Source organism: Peribacillus kribbensis DSM 17871, assembly GCF_000430765.1.
In the GTDB taxonomy this organism is placed as follows: Bacteria; Bacillota; Bacilli; order Bacillales; family DSM-1321; genus Paraperibacillus; species Paraperibacillus kribbensis.
In genome coordinates, this window is sequence record NZ_KE387244.1 from 14335 (window position 1) to 38187 (window position 23853).

22 protein-coding genes and 4 tRNA genes are annotated in these 23853 nt (G+C 44.1%); 24 read left to right on the forward strand and 2 right to left on the reverse strand.

The window, feature by feature from the left end; all coding sequences use genetic code 11:
• Nucleotides 1–9 precede the first annotated feature (9 nt).
• From mnmE to H539_RS0125230, 7 genes are all read left to right on the forward strand, one after another.
• Nucleotides 10–1395, forward strand: a complete 1386-nt coding sequence (gene mnmE / locus H539_RS0125195) for a tRNA uridine-5-carboxymethylaminomethyl(34) synthesis GTPase MnmE (protein WP_026695820.1) — start codon at nucleotides 10–12, stop codon at nucleotides 1393–1395.
• 174 nt (nucleotides 1396–1569) lie between these two features.
• Nucleotides 1570–3456, forward strand: coding sequence for a tRNA uridine-5-carboxymethylaminomethyl(34) synthesis enzyme MnmG (gene mnmG, locus H539_RS0125200; protein WP_026695821.1), 1887 nt, complete (start codon nucleotides 1570–1572; stop codon nucleotides 3454–3456).
• Nucleotides 3457–3598: 142 nt separating this feature from the next.
• A complete protein-coding gene (gene rsmG, locus H539_RS0125205) occupies nucleotides 3599–4315 on the forward strand; it encodes a 16S rRNA (guanine(527)-N(7))-methyltransferase RsmG (protein ID WP_026695822.1) in 717 nt (238 codons plus the stop codon).
• A 183-nt stretch (nucleotides 4316–4498) separates the two neighbouring features.
• Entirely contained in the window at nucleotides 4499–5359 is an 861-nt protein-coding gene (noc, locus tag H539_RS0125215; RefSeq protein ID WP_026695823.1) for a nucleoid occlusion protein, read from the forward strand.
• Nucleotides 5360–5544: 185 nt separating this feature from the next.
• Entirely contained in the window at nucleotides 5545–6306 is a 762-nt protein-coding gene (locus tag H539_RS0125220; protein ID WP_026695824.1) for a ParA family protein, read from the forward strand.
• Nucleotides 6299–7153 (forward strand): ParB/RepB/Spo0J family partition protein, encoded by an 855-nt coding sequence (locus H539_RS0125225; protein WP_026695825.1) that lies wholly within the window; start codon nucleotides 6299–6301, stop codon nucleotides 7151–7153. Before H539_RS0125220 ends, H539_RS0125225 begins: the two co-directional genes overlap by 8 nt.
• 132 nt (nucleotides 7154–7285) lie before the next feature.
• Nucleotides 7286–8005, forward strand: coding sequence for a DUF554 domain-containing protein (locus H539_RS0125230; protein ID WP_026695826.1), 720 nt, complete (start codon nucleotides 7286–7288; stop codon nucleotides 8003–8005).
• A gap of 59 nt (nucleotides 8006–8064) precedes the next feature.
• Here the strand turns inward: H539_RS0125230 and yyaC are convergent, their stop codons facing one another.
• Nucleotides 8065–8691 carry a spore protease YyaC gene (yyaC, locus tag H539_RS0125235; protein WP_026695827.1) on the reverse strand — a complete coding sequence of 209 codons (627 nt, stop codon included), beginning with the start codon at nucleotides 8689–8691 and terminating at the stop codon, nucleotides 8065–8067.
• A 250-nt stretch (nucleotides 8692–8941) separates the two neighbouring features.
• On the opposite strand from yyaC, the gene H539_RS0125240 reads away from it, so the two are divergent.
• The 6 genes from H539_RS0125240 to rpsR all read left to right on the forward strand — a co-directional run bounded on the left by H539_RS0125240 (nucleotide 8942) and on the right by rpsR (nucleotide 13057).
• Nucleotides 8942–9808, forward strand: coding sequence for a mechanosensitive ion channel family protein (locus H539_RS0125240; protein ID WP_026695828.1), 867 nt, complete (start codon nucleotides 8942–8944; stop codon nucleotides 9806–9808).
• Between the two features lie 18 nt (nucleotides 9809–9826).
• Complete coding sequence (locus H539_RS0125245) at nucleotides 9827–10027, forward strand: DUF951 domain-containing protein (RefSeq protein ID WP_026695829.1); 201 nt, start codon at nucleotides 9827–9829, stop codon at nucleotides 10025–10027.
• 134 nt (nucleotides 10028–10161) lie between these two features.
• Complete coding sequence (gene ychF / locus H539_RS0125250; RefSeq protein ID WP_026695830.1) at nucleotides 10162–11262, forward strand: redox-regulated ATPase YchF; 1101 nt, start codon at nucleotides 10162–10164, stop codon at nucleotides 11260–11262.
• A gap of 644 nt (nucleotides 11263–11906) precedes the next feature.
• The gene (rpsF, locus tag H539_RS0125255; protein WP_026695831.1) at nucleotides 11907–12194 is read left to right on the forward strand and encodes a 30S ribosomal protein S6; all 288 of its coding nucleotides are present in this window, start codon (nucleotides 11907–11909) and stop codon (nucleotides 12192–12194) included.
• Nucleotides 12195–12256: 62 nt separating this feature from the next.
• Complete coding sequence (gene ssb, locus H539_RS0125260) at nucleotides 12257–12769, forward strand: single-stranded DNA-binding protein (protein ID WP_026695832.1); 513 nt, start codon at nucleotides 12257–12259, stop codon at nucleotides 12767–12769.
• A 51-nt stretch (nucleotides 12770–12820) separates the two neighbouring features.
• Nucleotides 12821–13057 carry a 30S ribosomal protein S18 gene (gene rpsR / locus H539_RS0125265; RefSeq protein ID WP_026695833.1) on the forward strand — a complete coding sequence of 79 codons (237 nt, stop codon included), beginning with the start codon at nucleotides 12821–12823 and terminating at the stop codon, nucleotides 13055–13057.
• 22 nt (nucleotides 13058–13079) lie between these two features.
• On the opposite strand, the gene H539_RS0125270 is transcribed toward rpsR, so the two are convergent.
• Entirely contained in the window at nucleotides 13080–13763 is a 684-nt protein-coding gene (locus tag H539_RS0125270; protein ID WP_026695834.1) for an HAD family hydrolase, read from the reverse strand.
• Nucleotides 13764–13911: 148 nt separating this feature from the next.
• Here H539_RS0125270 and H539_RS0125275 point away from each other — a divergent pair, with 148 nt between their 5' ends.
• The 11 genes from H539_RS0125275 (at nucleotide 13912) to yycF (ending at nucleotide 23849) form a co-directional block, all read left to right on the forward strand.
• Entirely contained in the window at nucleotides 13912–14847 is a 936-nt protein-coding gene (locus H539_RS0125275) for a YybS family protein (RefSeq protein ID WP_026695835.1), read from the forward strand.
• Nucleotides 14848–14878: 31 nt separating this feature from the next.
• Complete coding sequence (locus H539_RS0125280) at nucleotides 14879–16858, forward strand: DHH family phosphoesterase (RefSeq protein WP_026695836.1); 1980 nt, start codon at nucleotides 14879–14881, stop codon at nucleotides 16856–16858.
• Nucleotides 16855–17304 carry a 50S ribosomal protein L9 gene (gene rplI / locus H539_RS0125285; RefSeq protein ID WP_026695837.1) on the forward strand — a complete coding sequence of 150 codons (450 nt, stop codon included), beginning with the start codon at nucleotides 16855–16857 and terminating at the stop codon, nucleotides 17302–17304. The genes H539_RS0125280 and rplI overlap by 4 nt, the downstream gene beginning before the upstream one ends.
• A gap of 139 nt (nucleotides 17305–17443) precedes the next feature.
• The gene (gene dnaB, locus H539_RS0125290; RefSeq protein ID WP_026695838.1) at nucleotides 17444–18808 is read left to right on the forward strand and encodes a replicative DNA helicase; all 1365 of its coding nucleotides are present in this window, start codon (nucleotides 17444–17446) and stop codon (nucleotides 18806–18808) included.
• Nucleotides 18809–19013: 205 nt separating this feature from the next.
• A complete protein-coding gene (locus H539_RS0125295; protein ID WP_026695839.1) occupies nucleotides 19014–20306 on the forward strand; it encodes an adenylosuccinate synthase in 1293 nt (430 codons plus the stop codon).
• A gap of 350 nt (nucleotides 20307–20656) precedes the next feature.
• A tRNA-Lys gene (locus tag H539_RS0125300) sits at nucleotides 20657–20732 on the forward strand.
• A 5-nt stretch (nucleotides 20733–20737) separates the two neighbouring features.
• Nucleotides 20738–20809: transfer RNA gene (locus tag H539_RS0125305), tRNA-Glu, on the forward strand.
• A gap of 190 nt (nucleotides 20810–20999) precedes the next feature.
• Nucleotides 21000–21075, forward strand: a tRNA-Asp gene (locus tag H539_RS0125310).
• Between the two features lie 148 nt (nucleotides 21076–21223).
• Nucleotides 21224–21296: transfer RNA gene (locus tag H539_RS0125315), tRNA-Phe, on the forward strand.
• Nucleotides 21297–21493: 197 nt separating this feature from the next.
• Nucleotides 21494–22948: a M23 family metallopeptidase gene (locus H539_RS0125320; protein WP_026695840.1), complete on the forward strand. Its 1455-nt coding sequence runs from the start codon at nucleotides 21494–21496 to the stop codon at nucleotides 22946–22948.
• A gap of 190 nt (nucleotides 22949–23138) precedes the next feature.
• Complete coding sequence (gene yycF, locus H539_RS0125325; RefSeq protein WP_026695841.1) at nucleotides 23139–23849, forward strand: response regulator YycF; 711 nt, start codon at nucleotides 23139–23141, stop codon at nucleotides 23847–23849.
• Nucleotides 23850–23853 lie beyond the last annotated feature (4 nt).

The window sequence follows — 23853 nt, forward strand, 5'->3', positions numbered from 1 at the left end:
GATGAAGATATGGAATTTGATACAATTGCAGCAATATCCACTCCGATGGGAGAAGGAGCCATTGCCATTGTCCGCCTGAGCGGAGATGAGGCCTTTAAAATTGCTGATAAAATATATAGAGGACCGGGCGGAAAGATTTTATCTGAAGCTCCTTCACATACTATTCATTATGGAAACTTAATCGATCCAAGAACAGAGACAGTCGTAGAGGAAGTCATGGTTTCGGTCATGAAAGGACCAAAAACCTTTACGCGGGAAGATGTCATCGAGATTAACTGCCATGGAGGATTAGTTTCAGTAAACCGGGTGCTTCAGCTGGCCTTAAACAATGGGGCAAGGCTGGCAGAACCAGGGGAGTTCACGAAGAGGGCCTTCCTAAACGGAAGGATCGATCTTTCCCAGGCAGAAGCTGTAATGGATTTAATCCGTGCCAAAACAGACCGGGCTATGAACGTGGCGCTCGGCCAGATGGAAGGCAGGCTGTCCAGGCTGATCAAGGGTCTTCGTCAGGAAATCTTAGAGACTCTTGCACAGGTCGAGGTAAATATTGATTATCCTGAATATGATGATGTTGAAGAAATGACACACCGGCTGTTCATGGACCGGGCTAAACACGTCGAAGCGGAGCTGGATAAGCTTTTGCGTACCTCAGAACAAGGGAAAATTCTAAGAGAAGGCCTCTCAACGGTTATTATCGGACGGCCGAATGTTGGGAAATCATCTTTGTTGAACAGTCTCGTACATGAAAACAAGGCTATTGTAACCGATATTCCTGGCACAACCAGGGATGTTATTGAAGAATACGTCAATGTGAGGGGAGTTCCTCTCCGTCTGCTGGATACAGCAGGAATCAGGGAAACAGAAGATATTGTCGAACGAATCGGCGTGGAACGGTCCAGAGCCGTATTGAAGGAAGCAGATCTAATCCTCTTGGTTCTAAATAATTCCGTTCCGCTGTCAATAGAGGATGAACAGCTGTTCCAGGCAGTACAAGGAATGGATGTTATCGTCATCGTGAATAAGATGGATCTTCCATCCCAGCTTGATATTGAAAGAGTCAAGGAATTGGCCGGGCAAAATCCTTTTGTCGCAACTTCCCTCCTGGAGGATAAAGGGGTAGACGAGCTGGAAGAAGCCATCTCCTCCTTGTTCTTTGCAGGCAATATTGAGGCAGGCGACATGACCTATGTCTCCAATTCCCGGCATATTGCCCTGATTAACCAGGCACTGAACGCCATAAAAGATGCCATCCAGGCCATAGAAGAAGGAACACCGATCGACCTTGTCCAAATCGACTTCACAAGAACCTGGGAGCTCCTGGGTGAAATCACAGGAGACAACGTCCACGAAAGCCTCATAGACCAATTGTTCTCACAATTTTGTCTGGGGAAATAGAAAAGCGGAGGACGGTGCTTTTCACGAAGAATGGATTTAAAGCAGGATGTTGAACAGAAAGCTTTACGAATAAACTCACCCCCTTCCGAAGCCTTTCGGAAGCTGTTCGGAAGGGTATATGAAAATAAATCGTCCTTATGAAATAGAGCAAAGCAATATGAAGGAGGTAAGGAAATGCCTTACGAAGCGGGTTCATATGATGTAATAGTAGTCGGAGCAGGACATGCCGGGGTAGAGGCGGGTCTTGCTTCGGCACGTCTTGGAGCAAAAACCTTAATGCTTACGATCAACCTGGATATGGTGGCATTTATGCCATGTAATCCTTCTGTCGGGGGGCCGGCAAAGGGAATCGTAGTCCGGGAGATTGATGCATTGGGCGGTGAGATGGGAAGGAATATCGATAAAACCCATATTCAAATGAGAATGCTCAATACAGGAAAAGGTCCGGCGGTAAGGGCCCTTAGAGCCCAGGCTGATAAGTTTTTATATCAGCAGGAAATGAAGCGCACAATCGAAAATGAAGAAAAGCTTGATCTTGTTCAGGGAATGGTAGAGCGCCTTGTAATGGAAGACGGAAGCTGTAAGGGAGTCATTACCCAGACGGGAGCGGTTTACCGCGCCAAGACGGTTGTCATTACTACAGGCACGTTCCTTCGCGGGGAAATTATCCTTGGAGAGCTGAAATATTCCAGCGGACCTAATAATCAGCAGCCATCCATCAAGCTATCCGAACATCTGGAGGAGCTTGGTTTTGAAATGGTACGCTTTAAAACGGGAACACCTCCGAGGGTCCATAGCGAAACCATTGATTACAGCAAAACCGAAATTCAGCCGGGCGACGATGTTCCGAGGGCTTTTTCATATGAAACCACCAAATTCATAACAGACCAGCTTCCTTGCTGGCTGACTTATACGAGTGAAGTCACCCATCAGATCATCGATGATAACCTTCACCGTTCACCCATGTACTCCGGAATGATAAAAGGGACAGGGCCAAGATACTGCCCATCCATTGAAGATAAAGTCGTCAGATTCCACGATAAGCCCCGGCATCAGATCTTTTTGGAGCCTGAAGGCCGGAATACCCATGAGGTATATGTACAAGGGCTTTCCACAAGCCTTCCGGAAGATGTTCAGAGACAGGTGCTTGCCTCTATTCCAGGGCTTGAAAATGTACAGCTTATGCGGGCTGGCTATGCCATTGAATATGATTCTGTGGTTCCGACACAGCTATGGCCGACTCTTGAGACAAAGAAAGTTCCGAACTTATATACAGCAGGACAGATCAATGGAACATCCGGCTATGAAGAGGCAGCCGGCCAGGGGTTGATGGCAGGAATCAATGCCGCTTTAAAGGCATTAGAAAAAGATGAGCTCATCCTTAGCCGCTCTGATGCTTATATTGGCGTTTTGATCGATGATCTTGTCACCAAAGGAACCAATGAGCCATACCGTCTTTTGACATCCAGGGCCGAATACCGTCTGCTTTTAAGGCATGACAATGCTGACCTGCGCCTGACTCAAAAAGGATATGATATCGGCCTGATCAAGGAAGACCGATATCAGAGATTTACAGAGAAAAAAGAGGCGATTGAGAAGGAAATGGAAAGAATCCGTTCCATCATCATCAAGCCTGCTCCAGAGGTTCAGGAGCTGATCATTTCTAAAGGCGGAAGCGAGCTAAAGGATGGAATTAGAGCCTCCGACCTCTTAAAGCGTCCCGAAATGGGCTATGAGCATATCCAGCAGCTTGTGCCGGCCGATTATGAAATCAGTCCGGAGGTTTCCGAACAGGTTGAGATCCAGACGAAGTATGAAGGCTATATCGAAAAGTCTCTTCAACAGGTAGAAAAGCTTAAAAAAATGGAAAACAAAAAAATTCCGGAGAATATTGATTATGATGCCATTACCGGTCTTGCAACGGAAGCGAGACAGAAATTAAAGCAGGTACGCCCGCTTTCAGTCGCCCAGGCTTCCCGGATTTCCGGTGTTAACCCTGCCGATACCTCCATTCTTCTGGTATATTTAGAACAGGGGAAAATCGCACGGATCAATCGATAAATTTTATCCATATAAAAATTTGCGGGAAAAATCAGAGGGACTTCCCTTTGTGTTTCCCGCATTGATCGATATTTATTTGAAATAGGGTATAAACTGTCCGGAAACAGCCGATTAAATAGACAGGGAATAAGAGGTCGTTTATATGAATATTGAAAGATTTTCAGCCATGCTGTCCGAACAAGGCATCCGTCTTTCCGATACGCAGCTGGGTCAATTTGAAACGTATTATCATCTGCTCGTTGAGTGGAATGAAAAAATGAATCTTACAGCCATTACAGAAAAAGAAGAAGTATATCTAAAGCATTTTTACGATTCTGTTTCTGCAGCTTTTTATTTCGATTTTAATCAGCCATTTAAGGTATGTGATGTAGGGGCAGGAGCGGGCTTCCCAAGCATTCCGCTGAAAATATGTTATCCTGATTTAGACGTGTCTATCGTGGATTCATTAAATAAACGGATTTCCTTCCTGGATCACCTGGCCTCATCCCTTAAGCTCGATAAAGTATCTTTTTATCATGACAGAGCGGAAACCTTTGGGCAGAATCCAGATCATAGAGAAAAGTATGATGTTGTCACAGCGCGAGCGGTTGCCAGGATGTCTGTTTTAAGTGAACTATGTCTGCCTCTTGCCAAAAAAGGCGGTTATTTTGTAGCTATGAAGGGGGCAAATGGCGAGGAAGAAACAAAGACCGGGGAAAAAGCAATTAAAATCCTGGGCGGTAAAGTGGAAGCACACCATTCCTTTGTTCTTCCAGAGGAAGAGAGTGAAAGAAATATTTTCGTCATAGCAAAAGAAAAGTCTACACCAATGAAATATCCAAGAAAACCTGGCACACCGAACAAGTCGCCTATTGAATAACCTTTTCTATTTCAATCATGAACGTTTACCGGAAAATAAGGCGGAAAATGCCCGGACAGAAGAGAAATTCTTTCGGGCACTGCTTTTTATGGCAATGGAAAATGTCAGGATTTAGAAGCAGGAACCTGTCGTTTAGAAGAAGAATATGTATGGTGGGAGTTCTTTAAAGGTGGTGTAAGAAAGATGAAGCATCCTTTTTCACGTTTTTTTGGCTTAGGAGAAAAAAACGAACAGCAAGGACTGCAAGAAGAAACAGAAAAATCAGCAAAACACATTATACATAATATTCCTATTGATGAAGTAGTACCGAACCGTTATCAGCCGAGAACGGTCTTTGATGACAGTAAAATTTCAGAGCTTGCCCAGACCATCCGGACACACGGAATCATCCAGCCCATTGTTGTCAGGATGTTTGAGGAAGGCCAGTATGAAATAATTGCCGGAGAACGCCGCTACCGTGCCATGCAGATGCTTGGCTGGGAAGAAGTACCCGTTATTATAAAAGATTTTAATGATAAAGAAACAGCCTCTGTGGCTCTTATAGAGAATCTTCAGAGGGAAGAGCTGTCTCCAATAGAAGAGGCCATGGCTTATGCCAGGCTTCTTGAACTTCATGAACTCACCCAGGAAGCGCTGGCACAGAGACTCGGGATCGGACAATCGACCGTTGCCAATAAGCTGAGGCTCTTAAAGCTTCCCCAGGCAGTTCAGGATGCTGTATTGAGCAAACAGATAACAGAACGCCATGCCCGTTCATTAATTCCGCTTAAAGACCCTGAAAAGCAGGCTGCGCTTGTAGCCGAAATCATAGAGAAGAATTTGAATGTTAAACAAACAGAGGAGAGGATTGTAAAGATATTAAATCCTCCTGAAAAGAAGCCTAAGCCAAAACGCAAGGCTTTCAGCAAGGATATGAGGATTGCCGTCAACACGATCCGCCAGTCCTTGACCATGGTCACCGACAATGGGATTAATCTTGATGCAGCGGAAGAGGAATTTGATGAATACTATCAATTCACGATCAAGATTCCCAAGAAAAAATAATTTGCTTTAAAACACTATTAAACTATCAAGGGATTCTGCCGATCAGGCAGAGTCTTTTTTTTTTTCGTACAGAATTTTCTTCAAAAAATCGATAAACTGTTTCTGGAAATAAACAAATTACTGGTTGATTCATGCTAAAATAGAAGAAGTATTGTGATTTTTAAAGAGTTAAGGCAGGTGACACCGTGGGTAAAATAATCGCCATTGCAAATCAGAAGGGCGGGGTGGGCAAAACGACTACTTCAGTCAATCTGGGTGCATGTCTGGCATACATAGGAAAAAAGGTATTATTGGTTGATATAGATCCTCAAGGAAATGCCACCAGCGGGATAGGCATCGATAAAGCGGATGTGGAGCAATGCATTTATGATATGCTGGTGGATGATGTAGAAGTTCACTCCGTCATTAAAGGAACCAAGGTCGAAAACTTATATGCCATTCCAGCAACCATTCAGCTTGCTGGAGCTGAAATCGAACTTGTTCCGACTATTTCCCGGGAAGTAAGGCTCAAAAGAGCTCTTGAATCTGTTAAACAAGACTATGATTATATTATTATTGACTGTCCGCCATCACTCGGCCTCTTGACTATAAATTCTTTGACTGCTTCCGATGCAGTCCTGATTCCCGTGCAGTGTGAGTATTATGCGCTTGAAGGGTTAAGCCAGCTGCTCAATACGGTAAGGCTCGTCCAAAAGCATTTGAATCAGGACCTGAAAATCGAAGGAGTTCTGCTAACCATGCTTGATGCACGGACAAATCTGGGAATACAAGTAATAGAAGAAGTGAAAAAGTATTTTCAGGACAAGGTCTATAAAACGATCATTCCGCGCAATGTCCGTCTAAGTGAAGCACCCAGCCACGGTGAACCGATTATCATTTATGATCCAAAGTCCAGAGGAGCTGAGGTTTATTTAGATTTGGCAAAGGAAGTGGTTTCAAATGGCTAAAGGACTTGGAAAGGGGATTAATGCCCTGTTTCAAAATCTTGAGGCTGGCCGGGAGGATACGATCCAGGAAGTGAAGATCAAAGACTTACGTCCGAATCCTTATCAGCCAAGGAAGGTTTTTCAGGCTGATGCGATCGAAGAGCTTAAAGCTTCTATCGAGCAGCATGGCATATTCCAGCCATTGATTGTACGCAAAAGCATTAAAGGATATGAAATTGTAGCGGGTGAGCGCCGGTTCCGTGCTGCAAAGGAAGCAGGACTCAAGAATGTACCTGTAGTCGTGCGCGAGCTGAATGAACAGCAGATGATGGAACTCGCTCTGCTGGAAAACCTTCAGCGGGAGAATTTAAATCCGCTGGAGGAAGGGACCGCCTATCAAGCGCTTATGGACAAGCTTAACCTTACACAGGAGGAGCTTGCGAAGCGGCTCGGAAAGAGCAGACCTCACATTGCGAACTATATCAGGCTGCTGTCCCTTCCGGAGGATATTCAGGCTTTGATAGCCGAAGGGAAAATATCCATGGGTCACGGAAGGGCATTGCTTGGCCTGAAGAAAAAGTCCCTGCTTTCTGAAGTGGTTCAAAAGATTAAGAAGGAAAATCTCAACGTTCGTCAGCTTGAACAGATGGTTCAGAATCTCAATTCGGACGTTCCACGTGAAACAGCGAAAACGAAGCAGAAAAAAGACCTGTTTATACAGGAAAGAGAAAATACACTGAGAGAAAAGTTTGGAACAACAGTGACCATAAAAAAAACAAAGAAAAAGGGAAAAATCGAAATAGAATTTTTTTCAAATGACGATTTAGAAAGAATATTAGAGCTGCTGGATGATCATGTATCTTCATAATGAAGAGAGTATGTAACGGATCTGGGCATGGCATCCCCGCTTAGAGGGAGCCAGCCCTTTATGTTTTATAAGGCTTCTATAAATGAATGTCCAGTTTTACATGCAGCTAGAAAATAATAAAAGGTGATTACTATGGTGCTAATGGGGACAATAGTTAATGCAGTCTGCATCATCGCAGGCACGCTGTTAGGAAAGCTGTTTCATAAGATACCTGAAAAAATAAAAGAAACAGTTATGTATGGAATCGGGCTTGCTGTGATCGTACTGGGGCTGCAGATGGGGTTTAAAAGCAAGGAATTCCTAATCGTCATTCTGAGCCTGGTCTTTGGGGCTGTATGGGGAGAATGGGTGGATCTTGATGCAAAACTCAATGCACTTGGCAGGTGGCTGGAAAGGAAAATGGGCGGTTCAGCGAACAGCGGCTCATCCATTGCACAAGGTTTTGTTACTGCGACATTAATTTTTTTAATCGGGGCAATGGCCATTATTGGCGCGCTGGACAGCGGGATCAGAGGCGACCATGATGTGCTCTATACGAAGGCCGTTATAGATGGTTTCACTGCGCTGGTTCTGGCAACGACCCTTGGCATCAGCGTGATTTTTTCAGCTGTTCCAGTTCTCTTATATGAAGGTTTGATTGCTCTATTTGCGACCCAGATCAATGACATGGTCCCTAAACCTCTGATGGACAGCTTCATATCGGAAATGACTTCCGCAGGGGGGATCATGATCTTTGCAATCGGGTTAAACCTCATCGGACTGACCAAAATCAGGGTGGCAAATCTGCTTCCGGGAATTGCAGTCACAGCTGTGATTGTAACATTCCTTTATTTCGTTCCTCTCAGCTTCTAAATGGCTTGGATCAGTCTTAAAGGCCGGCGGTGAACATGGATATTGCCAGCCTATTGATGTCAGGGAGTCTGTTCTTGTTCAAAGTTCCATTTCAGATGGGGCATGCTGCTCCTGCTTGCGGCAGCGGATAAACTTGCCCGGGAAATACCGTCAGCGATAGCCCTGGCCATTTTCAGCACAAGGCTCAGCCTCGTGTTCTGCAGTACAAAAAACTCCATAAAGCCGCTTACGTTCACGATGCCGGTTATATGCATATTTCCTACTGCGGGCAGCTCTTTATTCACTCCAGCTCCCGGTTTGATCGGCCCCTGGCCGATTTGAATGGAGCCGACGCTTTTCAGCCTGCCAAGGCAGGCATCAATACCGATGATAAAGGGATTCCGATGCAGCCGGTTGATCTCCCTTAATCTTTCCTCTAGATTGACTGCGTGTATGGGATCTTCAAGTGTTCCATATACGTGGAAGCTGGAAGCGGATTTCTCTTCAAGAAGTGTTCCTACGAGCGGTCCCAGAGAATCACCTGTTGAACGGTCCGTACCAATGCAAACAATGACAATGGGCTGATTTCTTTCAGGGGAAATAAGGGTCAGCAGTTCTTTGGATATTTTTTGAGCTGCATCCAATTCCTCGCATTGGACACGGAACATTCTATTAGGATTTTCAAAAAGATTCGGTTTAAAGCTCATAATCCCACTCCTCTGTAAAAGTATTAACAGTATACGGAAAATTCAGTAAATCTATACATAGTTGATAGAAAATAAAATCTTGCTATTATCGTCTTTCTGGCAGATTCGTCGATAGCAGGAAGTAAAAAATTGGGTTCTTCTCATATACCCAAAGTCTATTTATACAAAAACTCAATGTTTCTTGATAAAATAATTCAGAGTCAAGCTTGCAGAAAAAACAAGGAGAAGCATCGGGAAAGTGGTGGCATCCATGAAACATACTGAAAACATTTATAATCATATGATCAAGCTTCTGACAAAAGAGGAAATGTGGATTGCCCTGGGGATTGGAGCCCTGAAAATCCTGGGGATCCTGCTGGTTTCCGCCCTTATCATCCGCTTTGGAAAAACGACTCTGCAAAAATTCTTTTTTGGCCGCGCACATGGTCCTCTTCGAATTTCTGAGCGCAGGGAAGCCACTCTATTAAAGCTATTGGATAACATCATCAGATATGTGGTCTTTTTTATAGCTGCCATGGCGATCCTGCAGGTCTTCTCCATAGATGTTAAGGCCCTGCTTGCCGGAGCTGGAATTATCGGTCTTGCAGTCGGATTCGGCGCACAGAGTCTGGTTAAGGATGTAATTACCGGCTTTTTCATCATCTTGGAGGACCAGTTTTCAGTAGGTGATTATGTTAGAATCGGCCAGTTTGAAGGTACCGTGGAGGAGATTGGTTTAAGAACCAGTAAAATCAAGAATTTCACCGGAGAGCTCCTGATTGTTCCTAACGGGAATATATCGGAGGTTACCAATTTTTCCATCCATAATAGTGTGGCAGTGGTAGATATCGGAATCAGCTATGATGAGGATATAGATGAAGCAGAGAAACATATTGAAGAGCTGCTGGAGGAAATGCCGGAAAAATACGAGGAACTGGTAGAAAAACCACAGCTTTTGGGGATACAGAATGTGAAGCAGAACGAAATCATCCTGCGGGTGGTCGGTGAAACTCTGCCAATGAAACACTGGTATATCGCCCGTGCCTTAAGGAAGGAAATCAAATTGGTATTGGATGAACACGGCATCAAGATTCCATATCCAAGAATGGTGATGTACAACCAAACCGAGGAAAAATAAAAAACGGAGGAAAAGGCCATGGAGGAAAAGCAATTTGGACTTGGGGACATTGTAGAGATGAAAAAAGCGCATCCCTGCGGGGCGAATGCCTGGAAGATCATCCGGATGGGGATGGATATCCGGATCAAGTGCGAAGGCTGCAGCCACAGTGTTCTGATTCCAAGAAGAGAATTTAGCCGGAAGGTAAAGAAAATCCTGGTGAAGAACGAGCAGGAATAGACATATTTAATTCTTTCAGACATTAAAAGGGCCCTCTTGTCTTTTTTAGGGGGTATCTCTATAATTGGTAGGGGTAAAATTGTAGAATTTTCACGTTTTGACATAGATAAATATCCTTAAAGGGAGGAATAGAAATGGCTTTAACAGCTGGAATAGTGGGATTGCCGAACGTAGGTAAATCCACATTGTTTAACGCTATCACCCAGGCAGGCATTGAATCTGCCAACTATCCGTTTTGTACGATCGAACCGAATGTAGGAATTGTAGAGGTACCGGATCACCGTCTTCAAAAGCTGACTGAATTGGTTCAGCCGAAGAAAACCGTTCCTACGACCTTTGAATTTACCGATATTGCCGGGATTGTAAAAGGCGCAAGCAAAGGAGAAGGATTAGGAAATAAGTTTCTTTCCCACATACGTGAAGTAGACGCAATCTGCCATGTAGTCCGCTGCTTTGAGGACGAAAACATTACACACGTTTCAGGGAAAGTCGATCCTATTGATGATATTGAAACCATCAACCTTGAGCTGATCCTTGCAGACCTGGAATCTGTCGATAAGCGTATAGATCGTGTAGGCAAGATGGCCAAGCAAAAAGATAAAGAAGCTATGGCTGAACACGAAGTATTGCTGTTGGTGAAGGAAGCGCTGGAAGCCGAAAAGCCTGCCCGTACGGTGGAATTTACCGAAGAACAGCAGAAGATTGCCAAGAGAATACATCTGCTGACAGCCAAGTCTGTTCTTTATGTTGCCAACGTCAGCGAAGATGACGTAGCAGCACCAGATCAAAATGAATATGTCCAGCGTGTAAAAGAATACGCAGAAAAGGACAACGCAGAAGTCATCACCATCTGTGCAAGAATTGAAGAAGAAATCTCTGAGCTCGAAGGAGAAGAAAAACTGGAGTTCCTTTCCGAGCTTGGAATCGAAGAATCCGGATTGGATCAGCTGATCCGCGCAGCCTACAGCCTGATTGGACTTGCCACCTACTTTACAGCAGGCGTTCAGGAAGTCCGTGCCTGGACCTTCAAAAAAGGCATGAAAGCCCCGCAATGCGCCGGAATCATCCACACAGACTTCGAACGCGGCTTCATCCGCGCAGAAATAGTTTCCTACGAAGACCTGGTCGCAGGAGGCACCATGACAGCTGCCCGAGAAGCAGGAAAAGTCCGCCTCGAAGGAAAAGACTACATCGTCCAGGACGGAGACGTCATACACTTTAGATTTAACGTATAAAAGCGCAAAGCGGTGCCTTCCAAACCAAACATGTTTGAAGATTAATGATAATGTCAATTCTTACTTAATCTAAATCCATTTGGAAGGCAGAGACCCGACAAGCATAAGACGAGCAGACCATTGGAAGCGCATTTCTTCCCGTGGACTGATTGGCTTATGACTCGAGGGTCTCAGTTCGCAGCTGGATAATATAAAAGCGCAAAGCGGTGCCCGCATAGCTGACAAAAATTTAGGCACAATGAATGTCTAAAAATAACTTTGTGATTGACGCATATCGCAAAAAGGGTTTGGAATTATTTTGTATCCAAACCCTTTTTATGTATGTGGTTTTATAATATAGAAATAAGTTTTCACTTCTAAAAACTGTTATTTGCTGCAATACTATGTTCCATCTCCTGCCGGAACGGAACTCTGGCAGCTTCATTTTTAAAATAGACCTAAATAAACTTTCGAAGGCAAAACCCCAGTTTTACAAATGTTAACAACAGGTCTGTAAAATACACTAGCCTCACATTTTTAATTCCCTCAACCCATATTGCAAATAGGTATACTTTATGCTATAATTCTTTCTTGTGAGTAATTAATTGTATATAATTGCTCCTTGCCCATTTATGGGCCGTTTAGACCAAAAGGAGGTGACAGTGATGAAAAAATACGAAGTTATGTATATCATCCGTCCAAACATTGAGGAAGATGCGAAGAAAGCTCTTATCGAGCGTTTCAACACAATCCTTACTGATAATGGTGCGGAGATTGCTGAGTCTAAGGACTGGGGAAAACGTCGTCTTGCATACGAAATCAATGATTTCCGTGATGGATACTACCAGCTAGTAAAAATTACTGCTGACGCGGCTGCAGTTCAAGAATTCGATCGTCTTGCTAAAATCAGCGAAGATATGATCCGTCATATCGTTATTAAAGAAGAAGAATAATTTATATAAATACTTTTTGTTTCCCCCCGGAAACAAAATGAAAATATCGGGAGTTGATTCTGATGATGAATCGCGTCGTTCTTGTAGGGCGTTTAACAAAAGATCCTGAGCTGCGCTATACTCCGAATGGAGTTCCAGTTGCAACATTCACATTGGCTGTTAATCGCACTTTCACAAACCAGCAGGGTGAACGTGAAGCTGACTTTATCAATTGTGTAGTATGGCGCAAGCCTGCTGAAAATGCCGCTAACTTCTTGAAAAAAGGAAGCTTGGCTGGCGTAGATGGCAGGGTTCAGACTCGCAATTATGAAGGCCAGGATGGTAAGAGAGTATACGTTACTGAAATTTTGGCGGAAAGTGTTCAATTTCTTGAACCTAGAAACAGCAATAATGCCGGGGAAAGATATGAAGGTGGAAGCAGCTACGGCGGCGGCCAGCGACAGGATAACCCGTTCGGTCAAAATCAAAATCAGAATCAACGCAGCAACAACAACAACCATACACGCGTAGACGAAGATCCATTCTCAAATAGCGGACAAACAATCGATATTTCTGATGATGATCTGCCGTTCTAAGGTGAAAAAAATAGTAAAGTATTAACATGAAGGAGGGAATTATCGATGGCAATGGGCGGACGTAAAGGCGGACGTGCGAAACGTCGTAAAGTATGTTACTTCACAGCACACGGTATTACACATATCGACTATAAAGATGTAGATCTTCTTAAAAAGTTCATTTCTGAACGCGGAAAGATTTTACCTCGCCGTGTAACTGGTACACATGCGAAATACCAACGTAAATTGACAGTAGCTATCAAGCGTGCTCGTCATATGGCACTACTTCCATATGTAGTTGGTGAATAATTTCAGTTAAAAGACATCCTGCTTAGGATGTCTTTTTTATGCTGGGTATGAGCTCGAATGCCAGGCGTGGCAGCTCAGACAGGTCTGTAATGGTATACGGATGGGAAAAATCCTCATAATATCCGTCATCCTTCCAAACTGTATGAAGGCCGGCGCGTGAAGCTCCTTCCATATCATTCTTCGGATGGTCCCCGACAAACAAAACGTTTTCTGATGAGATTTGAAGGAGTGCCAGTGCTCTCTGGAAAATGGCGGAATCCGGCTTTTTCACTTCCTCTTTTTCTGAAATTACGATGACATCCATTAAATCCTGGATCCCCAGGGCTTCAATATTACGGTTCTGGAACCCTGTCCTGCCGTTGGTTATGATGCCTAAAGCATATCCCTCTTTTTTCAATACATTCAGGGTCTCCTTTAAGCCGGGAAATGGAATGCAATGTTCAAAAAAGTGTGTGTTGTAATCATCCAGCAGCTCCCTCCAGCTTATTGCTGTCATGGGATATTCCTTCAAAAGCTGTTTATAGACCACATCCTTTCCTGTATAGCCGCGCTGGTCCAGCTCAATAAAGCGGCATGCATAGACTTGTTCCTCCATATCCTTAAAATGCATCTTGAACCTTCTATACTGCCCCGTAATAAAAGCCCTTAGCGACCGGCTTCTGTCCAAAAGGGTTTCGTCTAAATCAAAAATAACCGCTTTTTTCATAGATCCTCCTAATCGGCATATTCTGTTCTGATGGGAAATAGACTGGTCTGCCCATACTGCTTGTGCAGTAAGGTTGATGGAAAAGGGTATACTAGTTATAGTTAAACTATTGTATATTACTTATTATATAGGTTTAGGAAGTGAATGAATGAATAATGGAAGGAAAATTGCAGAGAGTGCAGCCTTGCTCACTGTTTTTTGTATTTTACTATTTTTATGTCTTCAGCTTCCGGTCATTGGGACGTTTCTTACATTGATTCTGCCGCTTCCCTTTGTATTGGTTGCCTCTAAATATGATCTGTCCTGGTCTATCTGCTACCTGGCCGCAGGGGCCGTTTTGACCACGGTAATTGGGAGCCTGTATTTCCTTCCGACTGCCCTGCTGTTCGGAGGGACAGGGATCGCAATAGGCTATAATCTGAGGAAGAAAAATTCATTTGGCACCCTTTATTTAAGTTCCGTCATGATATTTTTGACAGGCATGGTCATTCTGTATATTTTTATTATTTATTTCCTACATATGAATATTATAGAGACAGCCATCAAAATGATGGAAAACAGCATGAATCAGTCTTCCAAGTTCCTGGAACAGCTCGGGCAGGCTCCAAATGAAGCTGTAACCAAGAATTTCACAGAAAAATTGAAAATGATCAAAATGCTTGTTCCAAGTATTTTTGTTATTTCTTCGATGACTATGGTGCTGGTGATCCTGGCTGTTCTGACTCCGTTTCTTAAGAGGCTCTCCAAAACACCTTTGATATGGAAGTCGCTTGGCAATTTACAGCTTCCAAAAAGTGTTTTATGGTATTATCTTATTGTAATGGCCCTTTCGTTTTTTGTTCATTCCGGGCAGGGAACCATGTTCATAATCATAGCGAATCTGTTGTATATCCTACAGTTCCTGATATTGCTGCAGGGATATTCCCTTGTTTTTTTCTTCAGCAGTGTAAAAGGATGGTCTAAGGCACTTACCTGGACCGCTGTTGTTTTCTCCTTCTTCCTCCCGATATTTCAATATGTAATCCGCCTGCTGGGGATCATAGACCTGGGAATGCGGATACGGGAGAGATATCAAAACAAATAAATTATACTTTATGCTTTTAGGAGCTGAAACGATGCCCTCTAATCTAAAAAAGCAGAATCAGTCAATCAGATATCCTTTGTACGGCCTGATCCTGGCAGTATTCGGACTTCTGGTATTTCTCGCATTTCATCAATGGATCGTTGCTCTTGCAGCCTCCATTTTGATGGCAGCCTTATTCTATCTGATCCTGCAGATTGAACGAAAAACACGCAGGGAGACCGAAGAATACATTTCGACACTGTCTTATCGTCTGAAAAAGGTGGGAGAAGAAGCGCTGCTTGAAATGCCGATTGGTATTATGCTTATTAATGATGACTATTTTATTGAATGGACCAATCCCTATATGGCATCCTGCTTCAATGAAGATACCCTTGTGGGAAGATCCCTTTATGATGTGGCCGAATCGATTGTGCCCCTGATTAAGCAGGAAGTGGAATCAGAGACGATTACCCTGGTTGACCGCAAGTTCCGGATTATTCATAAACGCGAAGAACGGCTGCTCTATTTCTTTGATGTAACAGAGCAGGTCGAAATTGAAAAGTTATATGAAGATGAAAGAACGGTTATATCTATTATTTTCCTGGATAACTATGATGAATTGACACAGGGAATGGATGACCATAGACGCAGCAATATTAACAGCCTAGTCACCTCGCTCTTGAATAAATGGTCCCAGGACAATGGGATCTTCTTGAAAAGGGTGTCTGCAGACCGGTTTATAGCGGTCTATAATGAACATATTCTTCAGCACCTTGAGAAAGGGAAGTTTTCCATTCTGGATGAAATCCGGGAAACGACCGCCAAGCAGAATGTACCGCTCACCTTGAGCATCGGAGTGGGCTCTGGTGTTTCCTCCCTGCCGGAGCTTGGTAGTCTGGCTCAGTCCAGTCTTGATCTGGCACTGGGCCGCGGGGGTGACCAGGTGGCCATCAAGCTTACAAATGGGAAGGTCAAATTCTACGGAGGAAAGACCAACCCGATTGAAAAACGAACAAGAGTCAGGGCCAGGGTCATATCCCACGCTTTAAGGGATATCGTCGTGGATAGTGATAAAGTCATTATTATGGGCCATAAATTCCCGGATCTGGATGCCATCGGCTCATCTATCGGAATATCAAAGGTAGCCGATATGAACCAGCGGGATGCTTATATTGTCGTGAATTTCAGCGAGCTCGATACCGGGGTAAAGAGACTGATTGACGAAACAAAACAAGTGGCCGATCTTTTTGAGCGCTTTATAAGTCCTGAAGAAGCATATGAAATGATTACAGATGAGTCGCTGCTTGTTGTGGTGGATACCCATAAGCCTTCCATGCTCATTGATGAAAAGCTGTTAAACCGGTTTGATAAAGTGGTTGTGATTGACCATCACCGCCGTGGAGAAGAATTCATTGCCAATTCACTGCTTGTGTATATGGAGCCTTATGCGTCCTCCACAGCCGAATTGGTAACCGAATTGCTGGAGTATCAGCCGAAACGTGGTAAAATTGAAATGCTGGAAGCTACAGCCCTTTTGTCGGGCATCATCGTGGATACAAAAAGCTTTACACTCAGGACCGGTGCAAGAACCTTTGATGCGGCTTCCTATTTAAGGGCCCACGGCGCGGATACGGTACTCGTCCAGAAGTTCCTGAAAGAAAGCGTCGACACCTATATCCAGAGAGCAAAGCTGATTGAATCTGTCTCCTTTTACAAGGAGGGTATTGCCATTGCAAAGGGCAGCCCTGACCAGATGAACAATCATGTGCTCATTGCGCAGGCAGCAGACACACTCCTGACGATGGATGGAGTATCAGCCTCCTTCGTTATTTCCAAAAGAGAAGGGGATTTGATTGGGATCAGTGCCCGTTCTCTGGGAGATGTCAATGTACAAATCATCATGGAAGCCTTGGAAGGGGGCGGTCATTTAACCAATGCCGCCACTCAGCTGTCAGAGGTCACCATAGATGAAGCCGAAGAACAATTAAAGAAGGCTATAGATGATTACTTAGAAGGGGGACAAAAAGAATGAAAGTCATATTCCTCAAAGACGTAAAAGGCAAAGGGAAAAAAGGGGAAGTCAAGAACGTGGCCGATGGCTATGCTCAAAACTTCCTAATTAAACAGGGACTTGCTGTAGAAGCAAACACAGCACAAGTTGCAACCTTGACTGCCCAAAAGAAAAAGGAAGAAAAAGAAGCGGAAAATCAGCTGATTGAAGCGAAAAAGCAAAAAGAGGAAATGGAAAAGCTTACAGTCGAGCTTTTAGCTAAATCAGGCGAAGGCGGCAGATTGTTTGGTTCCATTACCAGCAAGCAGATTGCTGAAGAGCTTCAGAAAAAACATGGAATTAAAATTGATAAAAGAAAAATAGAGCTTGAAGATGCGATCCGGACTCTCGGCCATACAAAGGTTCCGGTCAAGCTTCACAGTGAGGTTACAGCAACCTTGACTGTTTCGGTCAAAGAACAGAAATAATTGGACTGTTAAAAAGGGCTAAAAAAATGATAGAATGTGATGGGACTTTCTTTTTACGTCTCATCACATTTTTTTGCTTTTATCTCTAAAGAACAGCCAAATAGATTGCTAGAGAAAAATGGAGGAAGGAGGTAAACTCATGAATGAAATGTTTACAGACCGTATTCCGCCACAGAATATAGAAGCAGAGCAGGCAGTGCTGGGGGCCATCTTTTTAGAACCGTCGTCCTTAACGGTTGCCTCTGAGGCCATGATTCCTGAGGACTTTTATCGGAGTGCGCATCAGAAAATATTCAATGTCATGCTGAAGCTCAGTGATGCAGGAAAGCCTGTGGACCTGGTAACCGTGACAGAGGAGCTCCAGGCTTCCAAGCAGCTTGAGGATGTAGGCGGAGTGGCCTATCTAAGCGAGCTTGCAGGCTCTGTCCCAACGGCGGCCAATATTGAATACTATGCAAGGATTGTCGAGGAAAAATCCCTGCTGCGCAGGTTGATCCGGACTGCCACAACCATCGCCCAGGAAGGATATTCCCGGGAGGATGAAGTGGAGAGCCTCTTAGGTGAAGCGGAAAAGAATATCATGGAAGTGGCCCAGCGCAAAAACTCCGGAGCCTTCCAAAATATTAAGGATGTTTTGGTTCGTACGTATGACAATATTGAATTGCTTCATAACCGTGTGGGGGACATCACCGGAATTCCAACCGGCTTTTCTGAGCTGGACCGTATGACGGCGGGATTTCAGCGAAACGATCTCATCATTGTGGCTGCGCGTCCTTCTGTAGGTAAAACAGCCTTTGCTCTTAATATTGCCCAGAATGTCGCAACTAAAGCAGGAGAAAATGTCGCGATTTTCTCACTGGAGATGGGTGCTGAGCAGCTCGTTATGCGTATGCTTTGTGCGGAAGGCAATATCAATGCCCAGAACCTCCGTACCGGCTCTCTGACAGACGAAGACTGGAGAAAGCTGACCATGGCTATGGGAAGTCTGTCTAATTCAGGGATCTTTATCGACGATACACCGGGTGTCAGGATCAGTGAAATCCGGTCTAAATGCCGCCGCCTTAAGCAGGAGCACGGCCTTGGCATGATTCTTATTGACTATCTCCAATTAATTCAGGGAAATGGACGGGCAGGCGAAAACCGCCAGCAGGAAGTATCGGAGATTTCCCGCTCCTTAAAGTCTCTTGCGCGTGAGCTTCAGGTGCCTGTTATCGCCCTTTCGCAGCTTTCCCGTGGTGTGGAGCAGCGTCAGGATAAGCGTCCAATGATGTCTGATATCCGTGAATCGGGAAGTATTGAGCAGGATGCCGATATAGTCGCCTTCCTTTACCGTGACGATTATTATGACAAGGAAAGCGAAAATAAGAATATCATTGAAATTATTATTGCCAAACAGCGTAATGGGCCGGTAGGGACTGTTTCTCTTGCCTTTGTAAAAGAATATAATAAATTCGTTAACCTCGAACGGCGGTTTGATGATGCAGCTGTCCCGCCGGGTGCTTAGCTGCAGCCATCGGTATCTTTTTTGCCGATGGCTATTTTTTTTGCCTGATGATAGAAAATAAGAACCCATTAACGAACGAATTATAAAGATCGTATTAAAACGTTCGGTTTTTATTTGACTAATTTCCTCTTTTATTGGTAAAATTAAAAGAGTTGATAGCAGCTGATTCAATCAGCTGAACGTAAATTTGGAGGTGCATGGAAGAATGTCTTCAGTTGTAGTAGTGGGAACCCAGTGGGGCGATGAAGGAAAAGGAAAAATTACAGACTTTTTATCGGAAAATGCAGAGGCGATCGCACGTTATCAGGGCGGAAACAACGCCGGCCATACCATTGTATTCAATGGTGAAACCTATAAACTGCACTTGATCCCATCCGGTATTTTTTACAGCGATAAAATCTGTGTAATCGGCAACGGAATGGTTGTAGATCCTAAAGCTCTTGTTAAAGAACTTGCATATCTTCACGAGCGGGGAATCACTACAGACAATCTCCGTATCAGCAATCGTGCACATGTGATCCTTCCTTACCATTTAAAGCTTGATGAAGTAGAGGAAGAAAGAAAAGGCGCAAATAAGATTGGAACAACGAAAAAAGGCATCGGACCTGCTTATATGGATAAAGCAGCACGGAATGGAATCCGGATAGCTGACCTTCTTGAACGTGATACTTTTGAAGAAAAACTTGAAAGAAATCTAGAAGAAAAAAATCGCCTTCTTGAGCGCTTTTATGAAACAAGCGGTTTTACGATTGAAGAAATTCTTGATGAATATTATGAATATGGCCAGCAGATTAAGAAGTTCGTTTGCGATACATCGGTTGTATTAGATAACGCACTGGATGAAGGCAAGCGTGTCTTGTTTGAAGGAGCACAGGGAGTCATGCTGGACATCGACCAGGGAACCTATCCTTTCGTCACTTCTTCAAATCCGGTGGCAGGAGGCGTTACGATCGGATCCGGAGTAGGCCCTACTAAAATCAATCATGTAGTCGGTGTATGTAAGGCGTACACCTCCCGTGTAGGAGATGGCCCATTCCCGACTGAATTGAACGATGAAATCGGAAACCAAATCCGTGAGGTTGGCCGTGAATACGGAACAACAACAGGCCGTCCGCGCCGTGTTGGGTGGTTCGATTCTGTAGTTGTGCGCCATGCAAGACGTGTCAGCGGTTTGACGGATCTGTCACTGAATTCCATCGACGTTCTGACAGGAATTGAAACGTTAAAAATCTGTGTTGCTTATAGCCATAAAGGCAAAGTAATGGAAGAATACCCAGCCAGCCTGAAAATCCTGGCAGAAAGCGAGCCAGTATATGAAGAGCTTCCAGGCTGGACTGAAGACATTACAGGCTGCCGTTCCCTGGATGAACTTCCAGCGAATGCACGCCACTATATAGAACGTGTTTCCCAGCTTGTAGGCGTGCCATTGTCCATGTTCTCAGTCGGACCTGACCGCACTCAGACAAACATCGTAAGAAGCCCATGGAGACAGGCTTAGTAGTTCCTAAATGAATGCAGGCGGAGAAAGATTTCTCCACCTGCTTTTTTAATGTTTAAAGAGGGGAAATTAGTGGTGAAAAAATAAAATGATATTTTTCAGAAAAACTATTGCTATCTTCTATAATTCTATGCTACTATTATAAACGTCGCTGAGGCAATATAATACGAGCCATTAGCTCAGCCGGTAGAGCACGAACGAATTCGCTTCATAGCTCTAGCATCAGCGCTCAAGTCGAGCTGCTGCTTGAGAAACGGTCTGAGACTTGAGTGTCGTCCGGAGTTAACTTCCTCGAGTTTTAAATGAGTTTTTGAACTATATATTATAAGCGGCATGTAAAATTTTATTGAGAGCCATTAGCTCAGCCGGTAGAGCATCTGACTTTTAATCAGAGGGTCGAAGGTTCGAATCCTTCATGGCTCACCATTTATGGCCCCTTGGTCAAGCGGTTAAGACACCGCCCTTTCACGGCGGTAACACGGGTTCGAATCCCGTAGGGGTCATTTACATATTATTTTATTCTAGAACAAAAAAGCACATATTTAAAAGTGGTCCCGTGGTGTAGCGACGAGCGAAATCTACGGTGATTGATCTGCGAGTTGTCTCGACGCATTTACATCATTGATGTACTTGAAGAGGAAGAGACAGTTATGCAGAGATAAAGAGCATAACGAACTATTTTTATCTAATAATGGTCCCGTGGTGTAGCGGTTAACATGCCTGCCTGTCACGCAGGAGATCGCGGGTTCGATTCCCGTCGGGACCGCCATTTTTTTTAAAATCACCCATTTAAGGGTTGTGATAAGCGAAAAGTTCGAGGAAGCGACTGAACGAACACCGGAGCGTATGTTCATACGTGAGGATGTGAGTGAAGGAGCTGACGAAGAAATTTGAAGCTTAGCGCAAGCCGCATATTTGGCTCAGTAGCTCAGTCGGTAGAGCAAAGGACTGAAAATCCTTGTGTCGGCGGTTCGATTCCGTCCTGAGCCATCCTTTTGAAAAAACGTCCGGTTTCTGGGCGTTTTTTATTTTTGTCTTTTTTCTGACTGAATAGACTGGAAAATTCCGTCTTTAGTTGTGTATTTCTGGCGCTTCTTTTTCATAGACTCAACAATTATATTACAATATTATTACTTTTTACCTATAAAAGGTCAGGATATGTTAAATTTCTTTAGGATTCTTAATGAATGAAAGAAATAAACAGGCTGATTGTTTTATGGGGGAAGATGATGAAGAAAAAGCTGCATGTTATATATAAAAATAAACCGCTTCTCCGGAAGCTGGTCTTCTTGGCCATTATCCTGTCCTTTGGATCTCTGCATGCTGCAGCGGCCTTGGGGTCTATGCTGCCTAAAGTATACAATGTAAGCTATAAGGGCCACCACCTCGGAAAGGTCTCTGACAAAGCGCAGGTGAAGAGGCTTGTGGAGCGAAAGGTTAAACAGGCAGAGGAGAAGTATCCTCATTATTCCTTTTCTATGAAAAAGGAGGTAGTGCTGGACCCTGAGCAAGTGCTGATTCCCCGTACAGAGGATCATAAGGTGATGAAGAAGCTAGAACAGGCACCTGTAGAAGCAAAATCTTATTCCATCAAGGTGGATGGAAAGAAGGTCGCTTATCTCCCTGAAAAAAAAGCCGCGGAGGCAACGATTCAAAGCTTTAAATATCAGTATCTATCAAAGGATGAATTAAGAGCGGTAGAGCAGAAAAACAGCGGAAATACACAGATAAAGGATATCCGTCTTACGAAAAATATGGAAGTGTCAGCAGAAACCGTTAAACCTGATCAGATTGTCAATCCAAATCAGGCCCTGGACAAGCTGAAACAGGGAAAAGCTGAGATTAAAACCTATCAGGCTAGACAGGGTGAGCAGCCAGCGAAGATAGCAGAGCAGAATGATATGGATGTCCCTGCCCTGCTTAAGCTGAACCCCGGGCTTATAGACGGTCAAAAACTGGAGGATGATCGCGTCCTGAAGGTTGAAGATACCATCCCATTTGCAGATGTGGTTCTGGATAAGGAAGTGGTGGAGACCAAGAAGGTCCCGCATTCTGAAAAAATTATCGAAAACCGTGATCTTCCAAAGGGACAAATGAAAATCAAACAGCAGGGAAAAAATGGGGAAATCCAGGTTCAGGCTGCTGTTTCTAAAGAAAATGGTGTAGAAGTCAAAAAGGATATTGAAGCTCAGCAAGTGATTGCAGAACCGCAGGATACCATTATTGAAAAGGGGACAAAGGTAACTCCCTCCATCGGCACAGGCACCTTCCGCTGGCCGGCAATGGGCGGTGTTATTACCAGCAAGATGGGCTATAGATGGGGGAAGCATCATAAGGGCATTGACATCTCCGGTACCAGGGACCGCACGATTAATGCGGCGGATAATGGGACAGTCGTATTTGCAGCGATGAGCCATGACGGCTATGGGAATAAAGTCGTGATTAATCATCATAATGGCTATGAAACCCTCTACGGGCATCTGAATTCTATTTCTGTTCATGCGGGCCAGACGGTTTCGGCTGGAGAGAAAATTGGGATTATGGGATCAACAGGGGATTCGACGGGTGTGCATCTTCACTTCGAGGTACACAAAAATGGCGGATTGAAAAATCCTTTAGAATATATTCACAAAGAAGACTGATTGCTGAAATCAGTCTTTTTTTACATAAAAAGCAGTAAACACTTACCAATAGGGCTATAAAAGGTGATTTAAGCGCTGTATCATGATAAATTATAATAGAGAACATATGTCTCATATTCAACAGCGGATAATCAGGTTAACATAGATTTATAAAGAATTTTCCACAAGTTCAGTATAAAGGAGCATTTTCATGGATAAAAGAATCCTTGTAGTCGACGATGAAAAACCAATTGCAGACATCTTGCAGTTTAACTTAAAAAAAGAGGGCTTCGATGTCCATTGTGCCTATGATGGCAATGAAGCTGTAAAAATGGTAGACGAAATTCAGCCGGATTTGATTCTTCTTGATATCATGCTTCCGCTCAGGGATGGGATGGAAGTCTGCCGTGAAGTCAGAAAAAAGTATGATACTCCAATCATTATGCTGACGGCAAAAGATTCGGAGATTGATAAAGTATTGGGCCTTGAACTCGGGGCAGATGATTATGTAACGAAGCCATTCAGTACAAGGGAAATCATTGCAAGGGTGAAAGCGAACCTAAGAAGACAGCAGGCCTCTGCAAGCCAGGGCAATGAAGATGATGATTCTAAGGAAATCACCATCGGTTCACTGATGATCCATCCGGATGCGTATATTGCCTCCAAAAGAGGGGATACCATTGAATTGACTCACCGCGAATTTGAATTGCTGCATTACCTTGCCAAGCATATCGGCCAGGTCATGACCAGGGAGCATCTGCTTCAAACCGTGTGGGGCTATGATTATTATGGGGATGTAAGAACGGTAGACGTGACCGTAAGGCGTCTCAGGGAAAAAATCGAGGATAATCCAAGCCATCCTGCCTGGATCGTCACCCGCCGGGGCGTAGGCTACTATCTCCGCAATCCTGAACAGGAGTAATACT